24 protein-coding genes and 1 tRNA gene are annotated in these 22,482 nt (G+C 38.3%); 19 read left to right on the plus strand and 6 right to left on the minus strand.

Going from position 1 to position 22,482, the window contains the following annotated elements; translation table 11 throughout:
• Positions 1-54 precede the first annotated feature (54 nt).
• Entirely contained in the window at positions 55-924 is an 870-nt protein-coding gene (locus DD627_RS07340; RefSeq protein ID WP_260275081.1) for a DegV family protein, read from the minus strand.
• A 193-nt stretch (positions 925-1,117) separates the two neighbouring features.
• Positions 1,118-1,552 (minus strand): MerR family transcriptional regulator, encoded by a 435-nt coding sequence (locus DD627_RS07345; protein WP_057782612.1) that lies wholly within the window; start codon positions 1,550-1,552, stop codon positions 1,118-1,120.
• A gap of 171 nt (positions 1,553-1,723) precedes the next feature.
• Between DD627_RS07345 and DD627_RS07350 the strand changes: the two genes are divergently transcribed.
• The 11 genes from DD627_RS07350 to DD627_RS07400 all read left to right on the plus strand — a co-directional run bounded on the left by DD627_RS07350 (position 1,724) and on the right by DD627_RS07400 (position 10,135).
• Complete coding sequence (locus DD627_RS07350) at positions 1,724-2,317, plus strand: TetR/AcrR family transcriptional regulator (protein ID WP_057782614.1); 594 nt, start codon at positions 1,724-1,726, stop codon at positions 2,315-2,317.
• A gap of 73 nt (positions 2,318-2,390) precedes the next feature.
• Positions 2,391-2,513, plus strand: coding sequence for a hypothetical protein (locus DD627_RS07355; RefSeq protein WP_260289552.1), 123 nt, complete (start codon positions 2,391-2,393; stop codon positions 2,511-2,513).
• A gap of 130 nt (positions 2,514-2,643) precedes the next feature.
• A complete protein-coding gene (locus DD627_RS07360) occupies positions 2,644-3,783 on the plus strand; it encodes an MFS transporter (protein WP_260275080.1) in 1,140 nt (379 codons plus the stop codon).
• A gap of 138 nt (positions 3,784-3,921) precedes the next feature.
• Positions 3,922-4,683 carry a carboxymuconolactone decarboxylase family protein gene (locus tag DD627_RS07365; RefSeq protein WP_068807490.1) on the plus strand — a complete coding sequence of 254 codons (762 nt, stop codon included), beginning with the start codon at positions 3,922-3,924 and terminating at the stop codon, positions 4,681-4,683.
• A gap of 148 nt (positions 4,684-4,831) precedes the next feature.
• A complete protein-coding gene (locus DD627_RS07370; protein WP_057782619.1) occupies positions 4,832-5,182 on the plus strand; it encodes a cyclophilin-like fold protein in 351 nt (116 codons plus the stop codon).
• Positions 5,183-5,262: 80 nt separating this feature from the next.
• Positions 5,263-6,123 (plus strand): GRP family sugar transporter, encoded by an 861-nt coding sequence (locus DD627_RS07375; RefSeq protein WP_260266891.1) that lies wholly within the window; start codon positions 5,263-5,265, stop codon positions 6,121-6,123.
• Positions 6,124-6,136: 13 nt separating this feature from the next.
• Positions 6,137-6,922 carry a glucose-1-dehydrogenase gene (locus DD627_RS07380; RefSeq protein WP_260275079.1) on the plus strand — a complete coding sequence of 262 codons (786 nt, stop codon included), beginning with the start codon at positions 6,137-6,139 and terminating at the stop codon, positions 6,920-6,922.
• Positions 6,923-7,157: 235 nt separating this feature from the next.
• Positions 7,158-8,204, plus strand: a complete 1,047-nt coding sequence (locus tag DD627_RS07385; protein ID WP_068807501.1) for a zinc-binding dehydrogenase — start codon at positions 7,158-7,160, stop codon at positions 8,202-8,204.
• Positions 8,205-8,379: 175 nt separating this feature from the next.
• Complete coding sequence (locus DD627_RS07390) at positions 8,380-8,763, plus strand: MerR family transcriptional regulator (protein WP_057782627.1); 384 nt, start codon at positions 8,380-8,382, stop codon at positions 8,761-8,763.
• Positions 8,764-8,834: 71 nt separating this feature from the next.
• Positions 8,835-9,947 (plus strand): NADH-dependent flavin oxidoreductase, encoded by a 1,113-nt coding sequence (locus tag DD627_RS07395; protein WP_260266889.1) that lies wholly within the window; start codon positions 8,835-8,837, stop codon positions 9,945-9,947.
• Positions 9,948-10,047: 100 nt separating this feature from the next.
• Positions 10,048-10,135 (plus strand) — tRNA-Ser (locus tag DD627_RS07400).
• 127 nt (positions 10,136-10,262) lie between these two features.
• Here DD627_RS07400 and DD627_RS07405 read toward each other — a convergent pair.
• Complete coding sequence (locus tag DD627_RS07405) at positions 10,263-11,693, minus strand: DHA2 family efflux MFS transporter permease subunit (RefSeq protein ID WP_260275078.1); 1,431 nt, start codon at positions 11,691-11,693, stop codon at positions 10,263-10,265.
• A 228-nt stretch (positions 11,694-11,921) separates the two neighbouring features.
• Between DD627_RS07405 and DD627_RS07410 the strand changes: the two genes are divergently transcribed.
• Positions 11,922-13,088 (plus strand): hydroxymethylglutaryl-CoA synthase, encoded by a 1,167-nt coding sequence (locus tag DD627_RS07410; RefSeq protein ID WP_068807518.1) that lies wholly within the window; start codon positions 11,922-11,924, stop codon positions 13,086-13,088.
• 50 nt (positions 13,089-13,138) lie between these two features.
• On the opposite strand, the gene DD627_RS07415 is transcribed toward DD627_RS07410, so the two are convergent.
• Positions 13,139-13,774 carry a hypothetical protein gene (locus tag DD627_RS07415; RefSeq protein WP_057782633.1) on the minus strand — a complete coding sequence of 212 codons (636 nt, stop codon included), beginning with the start codon at positions 13,772-13,774 and terminating at the stop codon, positions 13,139-13,141.
• A 393-nt stretch (positions 13,775-14,167) separates the two neighbouring features.
• On the opposite strand from DD627_RS07415, the gene DD627_RS07420 reads away from it, so the two are divergent.
• On the plus strand, positions 14,168-15,298 hold the full coding sequence (locus tag DD627_RS07420) for a glycerate kinase (protein WP_260275077.1): 1,131 nt from the start codon (positions 14,168-14,170) through the stop codon (positions 15,296-15,298).
• Positions 15,299-15,337: 39 nt separating this feature from the next.
• Here DD627_RS07420 and lexA read toward each other — a convergent pair whose 3' ends face one another.
• On the minus strand, positions 15,338-15,967 hold the full coding sequence (gene lexA, locus DD627_RS07425; RefSeq protein WP_057782639.1) for a transcriptional repressor LexA: 630 nt from the start codon (positions 15,965-15,967) through the stop codon (positions 15,338-15,340).
• Positions 15,968-16,104: 137 nt separating this feature from the next.
• On the opposite strand from lexA, the gene DD627_RS07430 reads away from it, so the two are divergent.
• From DD627_RS07430 to DD627_RS07445, 4 genes are all read left to right on the plus strand, one after another.
• Positions 16,105-16,356, plus strand: a complete 252-nt coding sequence (locus tag DD627_RS07430; protein ID WP_057782641.1) for a DUF896 domain-containing protein — start codon at positions 16,105-16,107, stop codon at positions 16,354-16,356.
• A gap of 160 nt (positions 16,357-16,516) precedes the next feature.
• On the plus strand, positions 16,517-16,744 hold the full coding sequence (locus tag DD627_RS07435) for a YneF family protein (RefSeq protein WP_057782644.1): 228 nt from the start codon (positions 16,517-16,519) through the stop codon (positions 16,742-16,744).
• A gap of 110 nt (positions 16,745-16,854) precedes the next feature.
• Positions 16,855-18,618, plus strand: a complete 1,764-nt coding sequence (locus DD627_RS07440) for an ABC transporter ATP-binding protein (RefSeq protein WP_260275076.1) — start codon at positions 16,855-16,857, stop codon at positions 18,616-18,618.
• Positions 18,608-20,401 carry an ABC transporter ATP-binding protein gene (locus DD627_RS07445; RefSeq protein ID WP_375710200.1) on the plus strand — a complete coding sequence of 598 codons (1,794 nt, stop codon included), beginning with the start codon at positions 18,608-18,610 and terminating at the stop codon, positions 20,399-20,401. Before DD627_RS07440 ends, DD627_RS07445 begins: the two co-directional genes overlap by 11 nt.
• 318 nt (positions 20,402-20,719) lie before the next feature.
• Here the strand turns inward: DD627_RS07445 and DD627_RS07450 are convergent, their stop codons facing one another.
• Positions 20,720-21,343 (minus strand): lysophospholipid acyltransferase family protein, encoded by a 624-nt coding sequence (locus DD627_RS07450; protein WP_260275075.1) that lies wholly within the window; start codon positions 21,341-21,343, stop codon positions 20,720-20,722.
• A gap of 85 nt (positions 21,344-21,428) precedes the next feature.
• Here DD627_RS07450 and DD627_RS07455 point away from each other — a divergent pair, with 85 nt between their 5' ends.
• Both DD627_RS07455 and DD627_RS07460 read left to right on the plus strand, forming a co-directional pair.
• Positions 21,429-22,184 (plus strand): tRNA1(Val) (adenine(37)-N6)-methyltransferase, encoded by a 756-nt coding sequence (locus DD627_RS07455; protein WP_260275074.1) that lies wholly within the window; start codon positions 21,429-21,431, stop codon positions 22,182-22,184.
• Positions 22,171-22,455 carry a GIY-YIG nuclease family protein gene (locus tag DD627_RS07460; protein WP_260275073.1) on the plus strand — a complete coding sequence of 95 codons (285 nt, stop codon included), beginning with the start codon at positions 22,171-22,173 and terminating at the stop codon, positions 22,453-22,455. Before DD627_RS07455 ends, DD627_RS07460 begins: the two co-directional genes overlap by 14 nt.
• Positions 22,456-22,482: the final 27 nt, after the last annotated feature.

The following is a 22,482-nucleotide window of genomic DNA, read 5'->3' on the forward strand; positions in this document are numbered from 1 at the left end:
ACAACCACAAAGGGATTATCGCAAGTTGTAAAACTTTCACAGTCTTTTTTCCTATTATTGACGTTTTGTTTTTGCAAATGAAAAAACTGCAACACAGCCCAAACCAGTGTGACTGGCAATTGTAGGCCCAATATGTTCTAACAAAATCTGTGCATTTGGGACAAGCTTATAAATATGATTCCGAACAATTCTGGCAACCTTATCATCAGCACTTGTTGCAATAAGAATTCTGGGGTCGTATTTGTTTTCAAGTTCCTTGACGGTATTTGCAGCAAGGGCTTCTAGAGACCGCCGTCGAGACCGAACCTTTTTAACTGGTCGTAAATGACCACGCGTGTCAACATCCATCACTGGTTTGATCTGTAAAAGTGATCCCACAGCTGCTGCGGTTCGCGAAACTCGACCACCATGATATAGATAATTAAGATCATCCACGGTAAACCACTGACGGTAATGCAACCGGTTATTAATCAGCCAGTTAGCTAGCTCATCAATTTTCATGCCTGAATTTTGCCGATCAATCGCGTCAAGAAGCATCAAGCCTTCACCACAACATGCTGCCAGAGAATCAACTAGATAGATTTGTGCATTTGGATAGGCGTGCACTAACATTTTCTTTGCCTGTTGGGCGTTATTAAACGTACCACTTAGGCCTGACGAAAAGCCAAGGTACAAGATAGGTATATTGGCCTTTACATAAGGTTTAAAAAATTCAATAAATTGACCGATATTAATTTGAGTTGTTGATGGCATGATACCCTGACTAATTTTTTGATAAAAGTTAGTTAAATTGAAATGGTGTTCTAAATCATCCGTATATTCGGAGCTACCAATCGTGACGTGCATGGACACAAACTTTATATTATTATCAGCCAGAAGTTGATAAGGTAAATCGACGGCTGAATCTGTTAATAACTGATACATGATGTTCTCCCTTGCTTATAGTTACCGTCACATTGTACGCTCATTGTGTAGGTAAAGGCAATTGCAATCAATTGTAATGAAGTTGAAAGACTGTAAAAGTATATAGTTTAGAGTTACTAAAGGATACTGTAGACCAAGGAAACGACCAGCAAAATTGAGATGTCTTGCTGGTCGTTTTCCTAGGTCGTAAATGCTAAAAATTTGATTTAATTTTAGTAGAATTGGCAACCTGTTCTTTGTGTTGCCGATCTAAGTCCTGTAATTCTTTTTCTGACGCAACTACGTGATCATAGTAATGATCCAGTTTGTAGTGTAAATGGTCAATGGCCAATTGTAGATCATCGCGCTTTTTTTCCATGTCATTTAATTGTTCTTTCAACAATGCAGTTTGTTCCTTATTGGTATCATTCTTTGAATCAAACAATTCAATGAAACGCCGTAAATTTTCAATGGTCATCCCGGCTGCCCGCATCTTTTTAACAAAATTGATACGGCGAATAATTCGGGCATCAATTTCACGATTACCAGTGTCACTACGATCAATTGCAGGAATTAATAGTTCTTTTTCATAGTAGCGAATGGCAGCAGAAGAAACGCCAGTTTGTTTGCTAGCTTCTTTAATATTCATTTTTACACCCGTCCTAAATTTTTATAACTTAATTGTAACTCACCGTGGCATAAGCTGTGCAAAATTTGATTATAAACGTTATCAATGGAAAAAAATTCAATTATAATATATGACTATTAGTCATTGTTTTTTGAACTAAACTATTGTATACTAATTTTTGAGGTGAGTGAAGTGGGAAAACGTGAAGATAATGCGATCGCGACACGGAAAAAGTTGATCAGTACGGCTAATCAGTTGATCGTGCAACATGGTTACGAGAATATTTCGGTTGATGCGATCGTTAAGGCCAGTGGTATTGCAAAGGGCACCTTTTACAATTATTTTGACCGTAAGGAAGACCTGATTTTTGAACTGAGTAAGCAGCGTTTTGCCCCGATTACAGCTCGGACAACCGAGTTAACAAATGATGATCCACTTTCTAATATCCAGCGGTATCTAGTTGATTTTATGACCGTGATTGCAGATTCTAAAATCGGGTTGGCTCGCCAGTGGGTACGTTATATCAGCGCTTCATCTGCTAACAATGCAAAGTGGCAATTTGATGTCCAATCCTTTGAGCGCCTGTTGATGAAACTAATTGACCTTAACCAATTGAAAATCGCGACACCGGTTCATCAGTTAGCTCAATTATTGTTGACGCAATTATATGGCGTAATTTTAACCTGGTGTATTACGTCGGAAACACTTGATCCAGTTGCTACGGTTAAACGCTTTTGCGCGCTACAATTACCCAGTTTATTAGGACCGTATTTAGTTAAAGAGTGAAAATAACCGCCAGAAATTGGCGGTTAACTTAATGCCAAAATATGACCATTAGTCATTTTTATTAGAATTACTGATGAATTTATTGAAAGGTCGTGCCATTATTTGCAATGTCACAAATATTAATGCTCATGTAGCACCATGGCGTAGTGCACAGACATTGATTATGTTTTTCGTAGCAGATAATACCGAAGCGTAAGCTCAATATTCACAAATAGGTATGGTTATGAGTTAGTGGTAGTACAGCCATATACGCTAATTATACGGTACACGATATTGTTATACAGCGGCAACAAAAGCAATTAAAAAATGGTTAGGAGTGGTTACAAATGACTAAGCAACAACAAGTATTAACTAAATTATCGATTTTATTGGTGTCGGTGATTACAGCTTCGGCACCGGCAATCAATGCGAATATTCCGGTATTAGCGAAAGCTTTTCCCAGCGTATCTTTAGCTCAAATTGAATTATTGACGACGATTCCATCATTATTTTTATTGATCGCAATTTTATTAAGTAACTGGGTCGCTCGTAAAATTGGTTTGAAACAGACGGTTTTAGTCGGGGTTGCTATTACAGTGATTGCTAGTTTGGCGCCAATTATGATCACCAGCTTTCCCTTATTGATGTTATCACGGGCGGCATTTGGTTTTGGGGTGGGGCTGTTCAATTCTTTATTGGTCAGTATCATCAGCTACTTTTTCCAAGGGTCAGAACGGTCACAAACTTTAGGCTTTCAAAGTACTTTTGAAGGGTTAGGTGGCGTTTTAGTCACCTTTATCGCGGGCCAATTAGTCCGTTTTAATTGGCATATGTCGTTTTGGGCCTATGTGATCACGGTACCAGCATTTGTAATGTTTGCGCTGTTTGTGCCACGTATTCCTAAGGCGCAGCCGCAACAAAAAACGGCGCAGCAGTCTTCTCATTTACCGAAAGCAATTTTTGGTTATCTCATTTTGACCTTTGTTGTGATCACTTTTTACATGATCATGGGGATCAAGGTTCCAACGTTGATGGTCAGTGCAGGTTACGGTACTGCGACTTCAGCGAGCTACGTAATTTTAGCCTTAAGTCTTGGTGCCATACTTGGTGGGCTACTATTTGGCCGTTTATTCACTTGTTTAAAGGATCGTATTTTGATCGTTGCCTTTACCGCATTAACGCTGGCAATGGTGGCCATTGCAGTGTCCAATGCGACTTGGTTAACAGTAATTGGTGGCTTTTTGACTGGAATCGGCGCACGCTTATTCTTCCCTTGGGTTCTAAACGCCGTCAATTTAGAAGGTAGCGGCAATACTTTAGCAACGTCACTGATCTTGATTGCCTACAACTTAGCTGGCTCTTTATCGCCTTATACCGCTTTGTTGTTACAAAATAGTTTGCACATTGCCAGTATCCGGAACTTGTTCTGGCTCAATACGCTGGTATTTGTCATTTTAGCGGTGGTCTTTGCCTTTATTAGTTGGTGACGGTCAGCCAATGTGGCTAAATAATTTTGCGGATGAATGTTTATTTAAAAAAAGATAATTAAAGGTTGCCTTACAGTAACTGCAAGGGTATAAGCTAGCTTTGAATTAAAAACAAATTAATTTTTGGAGGTCAAAATTATGGCAATTAGCAAAACGGCACAACAAAATCATGAACACTTATTTCCTGGCTTGGTTTCAACACTGAAACAAACCGATCCGGAATTTATTGAAGTTTTCGATAATTTCACTTTTGATGAAATTTTAAAGTATCAGGATCTAGATTTAAAATTACGCATGCAGGTGACCCTAGCCTCATTGATCGCTATGCAATGTGTCAATGAATATAAGGCCATGTTGAATGGAGCTTTAAATATTGGCGTAACACCGATTGAAGCTAAGGAAATTGTTTATCAGGCAGTACCTTATGCTGGTTTAGGTAAAGTCTTTGATTTCTTGCATGCAACCAATGAAGTATTGACGGAACGCGGGATCAAATTGCCACTTGAAGGTCAAGCAACAACAGATCCAGATAATCGTTATGAAAAAGGCTTGGCAACGGTCAGAGGAATAGTTGGGGATACGGTTGATAATATGTTAAAAACCGCACCAGCCAGTCAAAAACATTTCGCTACATTTTTAGCTGATAACTGTTTTGGTGATTTTTATACCCGTAACGGTTTAGACGTAAAAACACGGGAATTATTGACCTTTGCCATGCTGATTTCCATGGGTGGCGCGGATCCTCAAGTTAAAGGTCATATTGCGGCTAATGCCAACGTAGGTAATAGCAAGGAAACGCTGCTTTCAGTCGTCACTGTGTTGTTACCATTTATTGGTTATCCACGTAGTTTGACGGCTTTGAGTCTGTTAAATGAAGTTTTACCGGAAAAGCAAGCTTAAACTGAAAAAATTAAGGTAAGTACGGTACAAGGTGTTACTACTGGTGGTGTTGTTAAACAAAAAATCCTGGCGACTAGTATTGTAGTAGTTACACCTGCTAAGATAATCAAGCAATTAAATAAGTTTTAACCAGAAAGGTCAGTTGACAATGAAAATCACATTTAATGAATCCGCATATCCATTAGAACCCGAGAAGAATCATACAGCTGCAGCAATTCAAAAAAAGTTTCCACAAACGTTAACGTTGCAGCGTCGGGGAGACATTGAGTACTATGCTAAACTAGCATTTCAGCCGGTAACTGTTGGCGTCACAACAACGGCACAAATTCATGCTGGTGGATTATATTATTATGAGGATTGGAATGTCCTCTCTTTTCAGTTGCAGGACGCTGATATTACGCCCTTTAAGATGATTTACTTAGGTGAATTAGAGTCAACTTTTGTCAGATTATTGCGGGACGCCCAGTCTGAATTGACTGTCAAATTGAGTAATGATTAATTTAATACTTGACTTAAAGTTACTGTAAGGTATTAGTATGAACTTAGAAAGTTGAGTAATTAATAAATGGAGGTGCGGCTGTGAGTCTTCTTATGATGTTGCTACCAGCTATTGCTTGGGGAATCTTGCCTCTAGCAGTTGCTAAGGTCAACGGGCGACCAGTGAATCAAATTTTTGGAACTGCGCTTGGTACGTTACTTATGAGTGTTATTGTCTACTTTATTTTGCGTCCACAAATCTCAGTCAGTAATTTTGTATTGGCAGCATTAGCCGGTGCGTTTTGGATTATCGGTCAGTTAGGCCAATACAACGCTTATCGGGCAATTGGAGTTTCTCAGACAATGCCAATTTCTACCGGATTACAGTTGATCGGCACATCATTGATTGGCGTGTTATTGTTTGGTGAATGGGGCGCAGTTAACGCTAAAATTCTTGGTGTTGTTGGAATTGTACTGTTAATTATCGGTATTTTCATGACGGCTATTCATGATCATGGTGTTCAAATTGACCAACAAAAAAGTCAAACTAGTACTTTGATTATGTTAATTTTGACAACGATTGGTTTTCTGGTATATAACTCAATTCCTAAAGCAATGGTGGCCTCTGGTTTAGCAATTTTCTTGCCAGAGTCGGTTGGTATGGTGTTGGCGGTGTTGATTTATATCGTTTTTACGCGACAACCGCAAGTGTTACGGGAAAAGGCTAGTTGGCAAAGCTTACTAGCTGGCATCATTTTTTCTTTTGCAGCGATCACTTATATTCTGTCTGTTCATGATAATGGTGTAAATACAGCTTTTGTTGTTTCACAATTGTCTGTTGTTATTTCGACCGTTGGCGGTATGGTGTTCTTACATGAAAGGAAGAGTCGGCGTGAACTGAGATTTACTGTTATTGGGTTAGTATTAATTGTCGTTGGTGCAATTATTACAACAGTTATTTAAGGGGGTACTTAAAATGTATACAGATTTAGAGAGAAAAGTCGCGGTTATTACTGGCGGATCTAAAGGCATTGGGAATGCGATTGCTACCCGTTTTGGTCAAGAAAAAATGGCTGTCGTCGTTAATTATAATAGCGATCCGGTTGGGGCACAAAAGGCTGCTGACCAGGTAATTGCAAATGGTGGTAAAGCTGTTATCGTGCAAGCAAATGTTTCTACTGAAGAAGGTAATCAAGCATTATTACAAGCTGCTCTAGATAACTTCGGCGACCTAGATGTCTGGGTCAACAACGCCGGTATGGAAATCAAATCAGCAACCCACGAACTTTCATTAGATGCTTGGAACAAAGTCGTTTCCATTGACCAAACTGGTGTCTTCTTGGGATCGAAGACAGTGTTAGCTTATTTCAAAGCTCACAATAAAAAAGGTAATATCATCAATATGTCATCGGTTCATGAACGAATTCCTTGGCCAACATTTGCTAGTTACGCAGCTGCAAAAGGTGGCGTAAAGTTATTCACGCAAACAATTGCTATGGAATACGCCAAGGATGGTATCCGCGTCAATGCCATTGGTCCTGGTGCCATCAACACGCCAATTAATGCTAAAAAATTCGCTGATAAAGCACAATATGATCAAACGGTTTCAATGGTGCCAATGAATCGCATTGGTACACCGGAAGAGGTTGCCGCCGGCGCAGCTTGGCTGGCCTCTGACGAATCAAGTTATGTGACAGGCATTACATTATTTATTGATGGTGGGATGACTTTATATCCAGCATTTAAGGATGGTCAAGGTTAAACACATATCTTAAATTAAAATAAGAATGAGTTTTGATCATATGAAATATGCTAAGAGACTTGTTGAACATTTTGGTATTAATTTGAAAGTTTAGTCTCTTGTTTATGAGTAACTTTTTAAAATTTTGACAGGTGTAAAAATTAATGTTATTAAAGAAGTATATTAAATTTGAAAGGAATTGAGCATCGAGCAATTCGGTACTTACGAATGTTCGATTGTTCAGAGTGTGATACTTATGAAATCTGCAATTTTTGAAAAGGCCGGTTTAGTGACAGTACAAAATGTTGACAAACCAAGTCTTCAGGCTGATGATGACGTGATCATCAAAGTCGTTCGAGCTTGTGTTTGTGGTTCTGATCTATGGGCTTATGCGCATGGTGACAACAAAGAAGCACATTCGATTAATGATGGTCATGAAGCCATTGGTATTGTTGAAGAAATTGGCTCGGCAATTACAACTGTGAAACCAGGTGACTTTGTGATTGCACCTTTCACCCATGGTTGTGGAGAATGTGATGCTTGTCTGGCTGGCTTTGATGGGACTTGTGATCGTCACCAAGGTGGGACGAACTGGTCCAATGGTTTTCAATCAGAATATATTCGCTTCCAGTATGGCAACTGGGCTTTGATCAAAATTCCTGGACAACCATCTGATTACACAGAAGGAATGATCAAATCGCTTACAACTTTAGCTGATGTGATGCCAACTGGTTATCATGCGGCGCGTTGTGCCAATGTCCAAAAGGGCGATAAAGTGGTCGTCATCGGTGACGGCGCCGTTGGTCAATGTGCGGTGATTGCGGCAAAATTGCGTGGTGCTTCACAAATTGTTTTGATGAGTCGTCACGAAGATCGTCAACAAATGGCACTCCAATCCGGAGCTACTGCTGTTGTTGCTGAGCGTGGCGAGGTAGGTATTGCCAAAGTTCGTGAGATTCTTGGTGGCGGTGCGGATGCTGCTCTTGAATGTGTTGGCACGCAAGCTGCTATTGAACAAGCACTCGGAGTGCTGCATAATGGTGGTCGAATTGGTTACGTGGGTGTTCCACATTATAATAACCATGCTTTAGGTTCAACATTTGCGCAAAATATCTTAGTTGCCGGTGGTTCGGCTTCAGTAACGACTTACGATAAACAATTTCTGCTTAAGGCCGTTCTTGATGGTAATATTAACCCTGGTCGAGTCTTCACTAAGACATACGGTTTGGATGATATTAACCAAGCCTATCAAGACATGCAAAATCGTAAAACAATTAAGGCAATGGTAGTTGTTTCTGATTAATTTTTGAACAAGCTGGGAAAAAGTTGCTTTTCTCCAGCTTGTTTGTTATAAAACGTAAAATGTTATTTCAATAATTAGGAATCTCTCTGATCTTGTTTTATTATGATGACAGCAATTAAGTTAAAGCTGACAATTTTGTTGGCTTTTTTGTTTTAATAAATGGAGGTCGATTAATGTGAATATTCGAACAGTTAGTGAAAAATTTGATTTACCCGCACCAACATTAAGGTACTATGAGGAAGTGGGACTAATTCCGCCCGTTCATCGAAATTCTAGTGGTTATCGGGATTATGATGCGATTGATTTAGAGTGGGTAAATTTTGCAAAATGCATGCGTGAAACAGACATTTCAATTGACGTATTAAAAGAGTATGCGCTTTTAGCTCAACAGGGTGAACAAACTGAGGAGCAACGCAAACAAATTTTGATTGAGCAACAGCACGTGTTAGAGCAAAAGATGCAGGCACTACAAAATACGCATGATTTTCTCGATACAAAAATTGCAACTTATGAGCAACATGCTAAACAAATGGAACGGATATCCGAAAAATTGAAATAAAACACTTGCCTTCAAGACGACTTGAAGGTTTATTCTTTTCTATGTTGGAATACAGAAAAGAGGATATAGAAATGAATAATTTAAAATTACAAGAAGCATTTTCCTTAAATAATCAGGTAACTTTAAAAAATCATATTGTGATGTCACCAATGACAACGTGGTCCAGTCATGATGATCAAACAGTTTCTGAAAAAGAAGTTGCCTATTATGGTGCTCGTGCCAAAAGTGTTGGCATGGTAATTACAGGGTCAAGTCACGTTCAAGAAAATGGTGTTGGTTTTGCAAACGAGTTGGCCGTGTATGCAGATCGGTTTATTCCTGGATTGACCAAGTTAGCCACAGCAATCAAGGCTGGTGGTGCTAAAGCTGTTTTGCAATTAAATCATTCTGGCAATAAAGCTCTACCAGAATTTATTTCAAATCAGGATGTGGTCAGTGCTAGTGCAGTTTTGGCATACAAAACTGCTTTTGCACCTGAGCAAACGCCACGAGCTTTGGAAGAATCAGAAATACTACAGGTTATCAGAGATTTTGGCTCTGCCACCAAACGTGCAATTGACGCTGGGTTTAACGGTGTTGAAATTCACGGTGCACATGGGTTTTTGATCCAAAATTTTTTGTCACCGCATTATAATCGCCGTGATGACAAGTGGGGCGGTAGTTTAAAAAATCGGTTACGTTTCGCAATGGCTGTAGTTGATGAAGTCAAAAAAGTTGCTGCGAAGTATGCGGACGATTCCTTCATCATTGGCTATCGAATTAGCCTCGAAGAACGAGAAAATGATGGGTTGAGTTTAAATGATACTGAACCCCTTATTGAAAATTTGGTTGCTAAACAAGTTAGTTATTTACATCTTTCATTAGGGGATGCATTAAGTGACCATGAGCATAATAGTACAAATACTGAACCGTTTATTCAACGAATTTCAAAACTAGTGAATCATCGGGTTCCTTTGATTGCAGCTGGTTCGTTTAATTCATTGGAAAGGATGGCAGTTGGACTGGCCGATGGTTTAGATTTAGTTGCGGTGGGTTCTGCTTTGGTTGCCAATCCTGATTTATTTGAGCAGAAAAACCTGTCTTTGAATTTATCAGCCAGTGAAATTGAGTCAATCAAATTACCTGAGTCAATGTTTAATAAGATTAAAGATTTAGGAGTATTTGGTTTTCAATTTACGAAGTAGGGATGATTGCTTTGCATATTTCGTATGTTTTCTGCTTAAATCGTAAAATAACCATTTTTGCCAATTTCTCGATTTTTTGGTATACTTATTCAGTAGTTCTGGAGAGTTGGCAGAGTGGTAATGCACCGGACTCGAAATCCGGCGAACCGGCTAATACCGGCGCGCAGGTTCAAATCCTGTACTCTCCTTATGAGTAAGATTAAGAAACGCTGAATTTAACCGCGTTTCTTTTTTAGTTACGAGATATAATAAAAAATTAAAACGCTTATTCAGAATTTTCACTGAATAAGCGTTTTGAGTTTGGACCTATAAAATTTATTTGCTTTCTGATTTATCATTGATTGTAAATGAAAGTAAGAATGCAATTACAGCGAGTGCCAATGGGAAAATAAGACCATAGTGTACACCGTTAGTAAATGCGTTTTGTGAATTTAAAGGCGCAGATGAAGCGTGTTGACCAAGTCCTAACAAACTTGTCGCAACGGCTGTTGAGATAGCACCGATAATTTGTTGGAAAGTATTCATAATGGTACTGCCATCACCTGCAGTACGGGCGTCCAATGCATTTAATCCAAATGTTTGAGTTGGTGACATCGCAACAGGGGCACCAATCATAATGACAATGTGAGCAAGGATGACATACCAAACGGCAGAATTTGAATTTGCTAGTAACAACATCACAACACCAATAATGACGATGAAGAAACCAAGTAAGGCTAGCAAACGGGCACCGAAACGATCGTAAAGACGGCCAGAAACCGCAGAGAATATCGCATTTGCGACACCACCTGGCAGCATAACGATCCCAGTCAATGCGACTGCGATGGCTAATCCATTTTGCCAGAACATAGGAAGTAAGTACATTGAAGATAAAATAATCCCGAAATCTAGCATAACCAGGATGGCACCAATTCTAAAGTTTGGCCGTTGGAAAACGTGAAAGTTTAAAATTGGGGCATCTGAATGTAATTGTCGGTAGATGTAAGCGGCAAGGACTAATAGTGACACAACTAATGTAATTAAAACAGTTGCTGATCCCCATCCATAATTACTTGCCATACTTACAGCAGTTACAAGTCCACCGAAACCAATTGTTGACAATAAAATTGAGAAGATATCAATTTTTGGCTTAGTTAAGTTGTTTACATTTGGTAAATATTTAATGGCAAAAAATGTTCCAATGAGTAAAAATGGAACAAACAACCAAAAGATCCACCGCCATGAAAGAACACCTAAAATGATTCCTGACAATGTAGGACCAATGGCTGGGGCAAACATAATAACTAAACCAATCAAACCCATTGCAGTTCCCAACTTATACGGTGGGAAGATCAAGGTGGCAACTGTAAACATTAATGGTAAGACCAAACCAGTAGCAATTCCTTGAATCATTCGGCCGATTAACAATATCGCAAAAGTGGGTGCGACAGCCGAAATGATGGAACCAACAATGAAATCAATTAACCCGAAAATGATTAACTGACGGGTTGAAAACCATTTGGTCAGTAAACTTGAAAGTGGGAGCACAATCCCAATGATCAACATGTAACCTGTGACCAACCATTGAATTGTCCCAACACTAACGTTTAACTTCGTCATCAGGCTTGGCAATGCAATGTTAAGGGATGTTTCACTTAACATGCCGACAAACCCTCCAATTAACATACCCATTATGGCAAGCATAGGATGTTTAACAGGTACAGTTGCTGACGGTGCAACTTGTTTATTTTCCGAACTTTCTGACATAACTAAAAACTCCTTTTCTCTTTTTAACAGACAATTGATTACACTATCATAGTTTTTTTCTTCACGTAAGTTTTTTACGCCAAAAAACTGTAAGTAAGCGTTTTACAAGCGACTTTTGACATTTTAAGGTTTCCTAAACGCGCTTGCGATAAGTTGGAGCTAAGAGAATTATCTATGCTAAAATAGGTAACAATGATTTATGGATACGGAAAATGGAGGATAACGATGATGAAGGTTGGAATAGATAAAATTGGATTCTACACACCCAAATGGTATGTCGACATGGCAAAATTAGCGCGAGCACGAAATGAAGAGCCCGACAAATATTTAATTGGGATTGGTCAGACTAAACAAGCGGTTATTCCAAATTCTCAAGATGCCGTTACGATGGCAGCAAATGCGGCCGATCAAATTGTAAACGATGATAATCGTAAAAAAATTGATCTTATTTTATTCGGGACTGAATCTGGGATTGATAATTCCAAGTCAGCGGCAATTTATCTGCAACGTTTATTAGGGTTACCCAACACAATTCAGAGCGTGGAGTTGAAACAGGCCTGTTATGCCATGACGGCGGGGATCCAGCTAGCTAAAGACCATGTTTTGGCTCATCCTGATAGCCAAGTTTTGGTAGTGGGGGCAGATATTGCTCGATATGGACTGCACAATGCCGGTGAACCTACTCAAGGTGGTGGGGCAATGGCCGTTGTTATCAGTGCTAATCCGCGCATTTTAGCAATTGAGAACGGTTCTGCCCATTATGTAGCAGACATCATGGATTTTTGGCGACCACTTTATGCAACAGAAGCATTAGTGGATGGTAAGTATTCTTCAAAACAGTACATCGAGTTTTTCCAACAGACATTCGCACAGTACCAAAAACAACACGGTCTAGAGATTTCTGATTTACAAGCCTTAGTTTTTCATTTACCTTATACGAAAATGGGGTTGAAGGCCTTAAGGGCGATCTTGCCAGAAACGGATGAGAGCCATGCCAATCAGTTGTTACGTGAATTTGAGTATTCTCGCGTTTTTAATCGCCAAGTAGGCAATCTGTATACGGGCTCTTTATACTTGAGTTTGTTATCATTACTAGTGAATAGTGAGAGCTTAAATGAAACTCAAAAAATTGGATTATTCAGTTACGGATCTGGTGCAGAGGGTGAGTTTTATGTAGCTACGGTGCAATCAAACTATAAGCAAGCCCTGCATGAATCCACAATCACCAATGTTTTAAGTAACCGCGAAGAATTATCAATTCCAGATTACGAAAAAATGTTTAAGTCTCAAATGCCATTGTCAGATGCTGACTTTGTGACAGATTATGAAAAAGACTCTGCAAAGTTTTATCTGGCTGGGCAAAAAGATCAACAGCGTCAATATCAAAAACGTTAAAAAAAGTCGCCTGATATTTTATCGGGCGATCTTTTTTGATGACATTACTTTTATTGAAAATAATTATAAGTGATTGTTCCGTCTTTAGCAGTCAAAATAGGTTTTGAAGTATTATTTGGATTCATTAGTGAAACTTGATAGTTACTTCCTAAATTCTTTTTGATTGATAAGGAGAGCTTTTTAAAGTTGGTCACAACTTGATCAAAGTTTGCGTCCTTTGCGTTAGACGGTGTTTTGATTAAAGATTTCAACGAGCTCACAAAATCTTTATTTGTTGGTTTTACATAAAACGCTTTGGCCGTTCTACTGAAAGTGACAGTTCCAGTTCCAGAATAATTTTTTTGTAGTGAGGCTAGAATATTGTTTTCTTTGACGGATTGAGCTGCTTTTTTTTGCTTGTTAGTCTCGTCAGGAAACGCATTAGCACCTGCACTTGAAAATGTGCTTGCAAACTTCTTTGTAGATTTTGAAGTAGTCTGAACTGAACTTGAAGTTGCAGTGGACTGCGTTGATGACTTTGATTTTTGCCAGAAAGGTAAATTAAAGCCACTGAAAATAATTAGGCCTAGACAGACCACAATAAAAAGAATCGGTGAAAATAAGCGTTCGCCATTTTGGATAACCATACTTAGTCTTAGAATGGACAAAATGAGTGCAAATATTGCCATAATGAACAAAAATAACATAAATATCCCCCTCACAGGTCATTTTCTTATATTATCGCGCAAACCATACCAAAGTACAATCGTATAAACGAGGCTTGTCAATTGATTGACGACAATACTTATTGTTATCATGAGGATATACTAATAAATGGTGGCGATTAATATGCTAACTAGATTCAAGATTGGGATGTTGGTAAAATGTAAAAAGTGTGATGATTTAGATTATCCATTCATTGGCAAAATTATGAATATTTTAAGGACAAAGTTGGTAATTGAAATTCTGCAAGTTAATTACCGTGAGCGTTACAAAGCTGCATTAATTCAGTATAATACAGTTGTTGAAGCAAAGAATTGCATACCAATTCGGTTACTCCGAGTCAATATTAACAAAGAAAATTACAAATGAGGCTTATCATGAAGATTATTGTGGCGCCAGATTCTTTCAAAAATAGTATGACTGCCAAAGTGGCCACGGAGCATATTGTGGCAGGATTAACAAAAGCTCGACCAAATTTAGATTGTGTTCCATTGCCAATTGCTGATGGTGGTGAGGGAACAATGGTGGCCCTTATGAGTCATCTGGGGGGTTCGATGCATACATTAGAGGTTGAGGATGCGCTTGGAAGATCAATTAAGGCTCAATTTGGGAAGACTAAGGATCAAAAAACTGCTGTCATCGATATGGCATCAGCGAGTGGAATTGAACACTTAAAAACTGCTGAACTTGATGCCATGAAGACTTCTACTTTTGGGACAGGCCAACTAATTAAAGCTTGTTTGCAGTATGGTCCTGAAAAGATTTTTATAGGTGTTGGCGGTAGTGCAACCAATGATGGTGGGGTTGGTGCTGCAATGGCACTTGGCTATCAATTTTTAGATGGGCAAGGCGAGTCTATTCAATTAGGAAACGTTGGGTTGAAGGATCTTGAAAAGATAGTTAAGCCACAAAATATGTCCTCAATCCCACCGATTTTTGTTTTGAATGATGTTGGCAATCCGCTTTTAGGGGAAAAAGGAGCTTCTAAAATTTTTGGCCCTCAAAAAGGGGCTACACCCGAAAATGTCATTGAACTCGAAAATAATTTAAAACATTTGTCTAAAATTGTCCAAAAAAAATTGCATACAAATTATGCTAATGACTGGGGAACCGGTGGAGCTGGTGGATTAAGTTATGGGTTAAAATCTTTTTTTAACGCTGAACTGGATTCTGGCATTGATAAAGTATTAGAAATTAGTCAATTCGAGAAACTTTGTCAGGATGCCAATTATGTCATAACTGGAGAGGGGTCTTTTGATACACAGTCCAGAAATGGGAAAGTTCCGTTTGGTGTTGCAAGTGCTTGTTTGAAATGGAATCCATCTTGTCAGGTAATTGTGTTGGCGGGTAAGATTGCACCAAATCTGACGAATTTACCTAAAAATATTCAACTGGTTAAAAACATTAATGATGAGGTACCAATTGATAAACGAACGTTACAAAACGGCTCAGCAAATATTCAAGAAACTGCTCGTTGGTTAGCCACAGATTATCTTCCTGAAAAATAAAAAGCGCGAGAATCATTAATTCTCGAGCTTTTTTATCTTTTAATAGATTTGATCACGATAGAGGCCAACGACACGGCCAAGAATGCTGACATTTTGAAGAATTATTGGAGCCATTGTATCGTTTTCAGGTTGCAAACGGATGTGATCAGATTCCTTGAAGAACCGCTTGCAGGTTGCTTCATTTTCATCGGTCATTGCAATGACGATATCACCATTGTCGGCTGAAGTCTGTTTGCGCACAATAACTTGATCACCATTTAAAATGCCAGCTTGAATCATACTTTCCCCGCGAATTGTTAACATGAACAATTCACCATCTTCATGTTCAAACTCTGGTGGCAACGGGAAAAAATCTGTTGCTTCTTCAACTGCTAGAATTGGCACACCTGCAGTAACTGTTCCAAGCACGGGAATCTTATGTGGTGTGGCACTAACTCCAAGTTCTTCGAGACCAAGAGGAGTAATTTCTAACGCACGTGGTTTTGTTGGATCTTTTTGTAAAAATCCTTTTTTTTGCAGCCGTTCAATGTGGCCGTGAACTGTAGATGTCGAGGAAAGTGAAACTGCCTCACCAATTTCACGCACAGTTGGTGGGTAGCCTTTCTCATTTACGTTGTCATATATGTATCGCAGTACAGCCTCTTGCTTGCTTTCAGATGTTTTTGACATAATTGCGCACCTCGCATTTTCTTGTTTTCATTTTACCATATGACCTTAGTGTATTCAAACAAATGTTCGGTTTAATTTTTTGAAAAAATTAATGCAACAGTGTAGAATTATGTTTAAAGAAATCGGGAGTGATTGTATTGGCAGAGGATGAAGAGTTTCAAAAATTAATCAAACGGATTAATGAGTTAGCACACAAGGCTAAAGCTGAAGGATTAACGGATTTAGAAATTATCGAACGTAAAGAGTTGCGACAAAAATATTTAAAACGGTTCCGAGCTGGATTTAAGAGCCAAGTCGAAATGATGCGTATCTTTGACAAGAGCGGTAAAGAAGTTACGCCAGAAAAAGTAAAAAAAGTTCAACGTAAAAAGGGTTTAAGAGATGATTAAATTTAATTTTTCTGTTTTATAATGTCATTTTAATCTTTTCTTATTTAAAATTAATGCTAAAATGAGAGGTATGGAGAAATAAATCGATACTATCTCTTTTATTTTGTGGATATTTTGTGTACTATGAATTAGTATACATATTTGTTAGGAGGTTAGGACTTTGTCAACTGGAATTTGGATTGTAATTGTTATTATCGCGTTATTACTTGGGGCAGTCGGTGGTTTTTTTGCTGCTCGTAAATATATGGAAAGTTATCTTAAAAATAATCCTCCGATCAATGAAGAAATGTTGCGGACTATGATGTTGCAAATGGGACAAAAACCATCGCAAAAGAAATTGCATCAAATGATGAATTCAATGCAGAACCAAGCTAAACATCAAAAGTAGTTTTAAACAATTTTATTAATGATAAAGGACAAAGATTATTTTTGTCCTTTTTTTGTTGCCAAAAATTGGGGAATATGACTTTTAGCTAGTTATAAATAGGAGGGGCAGTCGTGTCAATTTTTCGAAAATTGGGTTGGTTTTTTAAAATAGAAAAATGGAATTATTTAATTGGCGTTATTTTTCTCTTGCTTGTCGCGGTTTTAAATGTTATTCCGCCAAAAATCATTGGTAATTTAGTTCAAGAAATCAGTACCAGAGGTTTAACAGGTTTTTCTTTAACAATTTCACTACTAATTCTTGCTGCTGTGGGCTTTTTACAATATATTTTCCGGTACACATGGCGGTCACGGATTTTTGGCGGAGCTGCACGCCTTGAAAAAACGCTAAGAAGTCGGTTATTTAACCATTATATGCAAATGGATCAAACTTTTTATCAGGAGCACCGAACTGGTGATTTAATGGCCCACGCAACCAACGATTTACAGGCCATTCAGCAAGTAGCAGGGTCTGGAATTTTGTCGTTTGCGGATTCAATTATTACTGGGATTACAACCATTATTGCAATGATGGCATTGGTTGATTGGCGCTTAACCCTATTAGCTATGATTCCATTTCCTTTGTTAGCGATTAGTGCCGGTTACTTGGGAACCAAGATCCATATTGCTTTCCGAAAGTCACAGGCAGCATTTTCACGATTAAATAATAAAACCCAAGAGAGCATCATGGGGATTAAGGTCATCAAATCCCTTGGACAAGACCAAGAAGATATTGATGATTTCAAAAAGTTAGTTGACCAAACAATTCAAATTAATCGAAAAGTTAATATGTTGGACGCACTTTTTAATCCAATGACAACTGTTTTAATCGGGATTTCTTACATGATTACTTTGGTTCTTGGTGGTTCATTTGTTGTTCACAATGTGATTAATATTGGTCAATTGGTTTCTTTCATTTCCTACATTACGATGTTGATTTGGCCAATGTTTGCGATTGGTAACTTGTTCAATATTATGGAACGTGGAAATGCAAGTTATGACCGGGTTAATTTATTACTCCACGCTAAGTCAAGCATTATTGATGATAAACATGCGGTTCAAAAACGGGCAACTGGTGATCTGGACTTTAATATTCAGTCTTTCACATACCCGGGAGATGAAAATAGCAGTTTAAATGATGTGCACTTTAAACTTCCCGCTGGAAATACAATTGGTCTAGTTGGGAAAGTTGGAACTGGAAAATCAACATTGATGAAATTGATCTTACGCGAGTTTGATGATTATAAAGGAGCTATCACCGTTGGCGGAATTAATATCAAGGACTATGCCTTGAATTCATACTTACCTTCTTTAGGTTATGTGCCAGAAGAAAGCTTTTTATTTTCGGATACAATCAAAAACAATATTCGATTTGGTGATTTTGATGCGACGGATGATGAAGTTGTTGCGGCCGCAAAAAAGAGTGATCTGTACGCGGATATTTTAGATCAACCAAATCAATTTGATACTGAAGTTGGGGAACAAGGAGTATCACTATCAGGAGGCCAACGGCAACGTTTGGCAATTGCTCGCGCTTTAATTATTAATCCCGAAGTCCTTCTTTTAGATGACGCTTTATCTGCAGTTGATGGAGGAACTGAGCATGCCATTTTACAGGAACTTCGCCAAGAAAGGAAAGATAAAACTACTATTATTGCGGCTCATCGGTTAAGTAGTGTAATGAATGCGAATGAAATTTTAGTTCTAGATAATGGAAGAATTATCCAAAGAGGAACCCATTCACAATTGGTTAGTCAACCTGGTTGGTATCAAGACATGTTCCATCGTCAACAAATGGAAACAAAAATCGAAAAAGAAGGTGACTCAAGTGCAGAATAAAAAAGAATCAATTTGGTCGCACACAATGACTACCAAAGAGCAGTTTCACACGATCAAACGGATGATGCCGTTCACAAAGCCTTTTTTGAAGCAATTTCTCGTTGCAATTGTTTTTGCGGGTATTGTGAGTGTGATTAACATTTTGTTACCTCGCTTAATTCAGTTTTATATGGATCATTACTTGGTTCACACATCGACACCGCTTTCAATTATGTTTTTGTTTGCTGGACTTTACTTTTTAGGTGCAGTTTTGCAGGCTGTTTTTCAATTTGGCCAAACGTTTCTTTATGCAATGGGAGCTGAAAGAACTTTGGAGCGTGTCCGCGTGTTGCTTTTTCAGAAACTACACAAATTAGGTATGAGCTATTTTGATGCAACTCCAGCAGGTTCAATTGTATCGCGAGTTACTAATGATACGATGAGTTTGCAAGACTTTTGGACTTTATTTTTAACGTTGATTGTTGGCGTTTTTGGTATGGCTTCAGCATTGGTTGCCATGTTTACGACTAGTGTGAAAATCACATGGGCAACATTAGCCTTGCTACCGTTTTTAGTATTTATTATCTGGTTTTATCAAAAATATAGTTCAACAGTGTATCGTCGAATGCGCGAAAACCTAAGTCAATTGAATACTAAGATCAGTGAATCGCTTGTGGGAATTGGTGTTATTCAACAGTTTCGCCAAGAAAAACGAATTGAATCAGAATTTGAAAAAACAAATAATGACTATTTATTCGCACGTTTTTCAATGATTCGCATGAACTCGTTGCTGCTTAATCCGATTATCAATTTGATGTATGCGTTGGGAGTTGTTATTGCACTTGGGCTGTTTGGAATTGATGCGTTCAAAAATCCTGTGGCTGCTGGTGTGATTTATGCGTTTGTAAGTTACATCGATAGCTTTTATAATCCTATGTCATCCATGATGGACTATTTGTCTACTTTCCAAGATGGTCTGGTTGCCAGCACCCGAATTTTAAGAATATTGGACAATCAGAGTTTTGAACCTAAACAAAATGTAAAATCAGATTTGAAAATTACTGAAGGAAAAATTGAGTTTAAGCATGTCACTTTTTCCTACGATGGTGAAAACGATGTTTTGAATGATATTAATTTCACTGTGAATCCAGGGGAGACAGTAGCGTTAGTTGGTTCTACTGGAAGTGGCAAGAGTTCCACAATTAATTTGTTGATGCGTTTTTACGAATTTCAATCGGGTCAAATATTAGTTGATGGACACGACATTCGCGAGTATGCACCAGAGGAATTACGCAAGAAAATTGGGCTAGTTTTACAAGAGCCGTTTTTGTTTTATGGCGATATTGCTTCAAATATTCGAATGTATAATGATGAGATTAGCGATGATGATATCCGGCAAGCAGCACGATTTGTCCAAGCTGACAAGTTTATTGAAGAATTGCCTAGGGGGTATCATAACAAGGTGATTGAACGTGGTGCTGAATATTCGGGTGGTCAACGCCAGTTGATTTCATTTGCTCGTACCATTGTGAGTGATCCTAAGATTCTAATTTTGGATGAGGCAACTGCTCATATTGATACAGAAACTGAAGACATGATTCAAGGTAGTTTAAGAAAGATGAGTCAGAGTCGAACTTCGCTGGTGATTGCGCATCGATTATCAACAATTCAAGATGCTAACCAAATCTTAGTTCTAAAGCATGGCAAAATTATTGAACGAGGCACTCATGATGAATTGTTGGCTAAACACGGTATGTATTATGATATGTACGAGTTGCAAGGAAATACGCAATTTGACGGCTAACTAAAGGTTGAAACTACAAAAATTTATCTTGTTGCTTGATACGAAAACGTTCATGGCAGCAAAGTTAGATAAAATGCCGTCTTCCAGCAAAATTGGCCTGGAACGTAGTGGGTTTAGGCCAAGCTTGGGGCCGAAAGTCACGTCTCCAAGCTCGGCCTAAACCCACTAAGATAAACGACACTGCTGATCCCATTTGTTTCTAGACTAAATCTAATCTCTGCAAGCAACACACTGATATAATAATTTTGATACTTTCAACCTTTAGATACCTAATAAAAAATCTGTAAACAGTGCTAGATTTAACTGTTTACAGATTTTTTATTTTTTAGAAACATCCACATATTTAAAGTCTGGATTGATCTCTTTATCAAGCTTATTGAATGCATTTTGAAGTTGTGCATCAAGTGCATTACGACCAGCTTCATCCATCCGTTGTTTGCGATCGATTTGAATGGGTTCTCCAAAATCTACTGTTGCCCTTTTTCTAGAAAAAAGTGTTTTAAATGTTAGGGGACCTTGATACACAGTGGGGATAATTGGCACATTTGCCATCTTGGCAATGACTACAGCACCACCCTTTAAATGCTGCGTATGACGTGATCCAGACGGAAAGATAATCATGGATAATTTTCCTTGCCGAAGAATATTAACAGGTGTTTTGATTGCTGAAGGACCTGGATTTGTTCGGTTTACTGAAAAAGCATAGCAGTGAACCAGTATCCAACGAATAATTGGGTTTTTGAATAGTTCTTCTTTAGCCATGAACGAAAATTTCTTTGGACTGGCTGCCAGGGCGTAATAAATTGGATCAAACCAGGTGCGATGGGGTCCAACTAAAATGTAAGACCCTTTTGGAAGATTTTTGCGATTTAAGTAATGGGGACGTCCATTGATAATGTATAATAATACTCGTATTAAAACTCTTAAAAATGAATAAACCACTATATGATTCTCCTGTCATGCTGAATTAATAGCTTAAGTATGAACAAAAACCAAAATTGTTGCAAGTAATGAATAAGAGGAAAAAATGAAAGATACCGATATTTTAAAGAAAAACGAAAGAATTGATCAGCTTTACAGTCGGGATATTAAAATAATTCAAAGCCCAGATGTTTTCTCGTTTTCATTAGACGCTGTTTTGTTGGCGAGTTTCGCTGAATTAAAAAACTCGCCAAAAACTAAAGTGATGGACTTATGCGCGGGTAATGGCGCCGTGGGATTGTTTGCGAGTCAAAAGACAAAGGGATCAATTGACCAGCTTGAATTACAACATAGGCTTGCAGACATGGGTGACCGAAGTATTCAATTAAATCAGCTAGGAAATCGTGTCAAAATGTATAACTTAGATCTTGCAGACACCTTCCAAAAGTTTAATAAAGATTCTTATGATTATGTGCTTTGCAATCCACCATATTTTCGCAATCAGACTACCAGTAAGAAAAATCCTAATCCTTATCTGGCAATTGCACGACACGAGGTGAAAACAACCCTTAATCAAGTTTTGAAGGTATCTTCAGGTCTATTAAAAATGAACGGCAAGTTATTTTTAGTTCATCGTCCGGACCGTTTTTTAGAAATTTTAGAAGCCTTAAAACAAAATCGACTAGCACCCAAAAGGATTCGATTAGTCTATCCACGTCCGCATAATGAAGCCAATATGGTTTTGATTGAAGCGATTAAAGATGGACGGCCAGATGGAATCCGATTCATGGATCCGTTGTATGAATATGAGGGTGAAGAATACTCGCAAGAGGTTAAAGGATTTTTATATGGAAGAAAATAAAACTCGTCAGTATTTCTTTTATGTTTTGTTATGTGCGGATGGCACTTTGTATGGAGGATTTACTGTGGATGTAAAAGCCCGTGTGGCAACTCACAATGCTGGAAAGGGTGCTAAGTACACGCGCATGAAAAAACGCAGACCAGTGCGTTTGATATACTATGAAACTTTTGACAACAAACATGACGCTTTGAGTGCCGAGTACCATTTTAAACATCAAGCTAGAGAAAACAAACTAGAATTTTTACATGAACATGGTGTTCAAGTACATTGATTAGGTTAGTGTAAAGTTTTAGTAGGA

The sequence above is a fragment of the Pediococcus sp. genome (assembly GCF_003533255.1).
GTDB classification, from domain to species: Bacteria; Bacillota; Bacilli; order Lactobacillales; family Lactobacillaceae; genus Pediococcus; species Pediococcus parvulus.

Bases quoted from the DNA above. Each gene is read 5' to 3' on its own strand.
- DD627_RS07345 (WP_057782612.1), bottom strand. From the start codon at position 1,552: ATGAATATTAAAGAAGCTAGCAAACAAACTGGCGTTTCTTCTGCTGCC.
- DD627_RS07420 (WP_260275077.1), top strand. From the start codon at position 14,168: ATGAAGATTATTGTGGCGCCAGATTCTTTCAAAAATAGTATGACTGCC.
- DD627_RS07410 (WP_068807518.1), top strand. From the start codon at position 11,922: ATGAAGGTTGGAATAGATAAAATTGGATTCTACACACCCAAATGGTAT.
- DD627_RS07380 (WP_260275079.1), top strand. From the start codon at position 6,137: ATGTATACAGATTTAGAGAGAAAAGTCGCGGTTATTACTGGCGGATCT.
- DD627_RS07340 (WP_260275081.1), bottom strand. From the start codon at position 924: ATGTATCAGTTATTAACAGATTCAGCCGTCGATTTACCTTATCAACTT.
- DD627_RS07360 (WP_260275080.1), top strand. From the start codon at position 2,644: ATGACTAAGCAACAACAAGTATTAACTAAATTATCGATTTTATTGGTG.
- DD627_RS07415 (WP_057782633.1), bottom strand. From the start codon at position 13,774: ATGTTATTTTTGTTCATTATGGCAATATTTGCACTCATTTTGTCCATT.
- DD627_RS07365 (WP_068807490.1), top strand. From the start codon at position 3,922: ATGGCAATTAGCAAAACGGCACAACAAAATCATGAACACTTATTTCCT.
- DD627_RS07460 (WP_260275073.1), top strand. From the start codon at position 22,171: ATGGAAGAAAATAAAACTCGTCAGTATTTCTTTTATGTTTTGTTATGT.
- DD627_RS07385 (WP_068807501.1), top strand. From the start codon at position 7,158: ATGAAATCTGCAATTTTTGAAAAGGCCGGTTTAGTGACAGTACAAAAT.
- DD627_RS07455 (WP_260275074.1), top strand. From the start codon at position 21,429: ATGAAAGATACCGATATTTTAAAGAAAAACGAAAGAATTGATCAGCTT.
- DD627_RS07395 (WP_260266889.1), top strand. From the start codon at position 8,835: ATGAATAATTTAAAATTACAAGAAGCATTTTCCTTAAATAATCAGGTA.
- DD627_RS07405 (WP_260275078.1), bottom strand. From the start codon at position 11,693: ATGTCAGAAAGTTCGGAAAATAAACAAGTTGCACCGTCAGCAACTGTA.
- DD627_RS07370 (WP_057782619.1), top strand. From the start codon at position 4,832: ATGAAAATCACATTTAATGAATCCGCATATCCATTAGAACCCGAGAAG.
- DD627_RS07355 (WP_260289552.1), top strand. From the start codon at position 2,391: ATGAATTTATTGAAAGGTCGTGCCATTATTTGCAATGTCACAAATATT.
- lexA (WP_057782639.1), bottom strand. From the start codon at position 15,967: ATGTCAAAAACATCTGAAAGCAAGCAAGAGGCTGTACTGCGATACATA.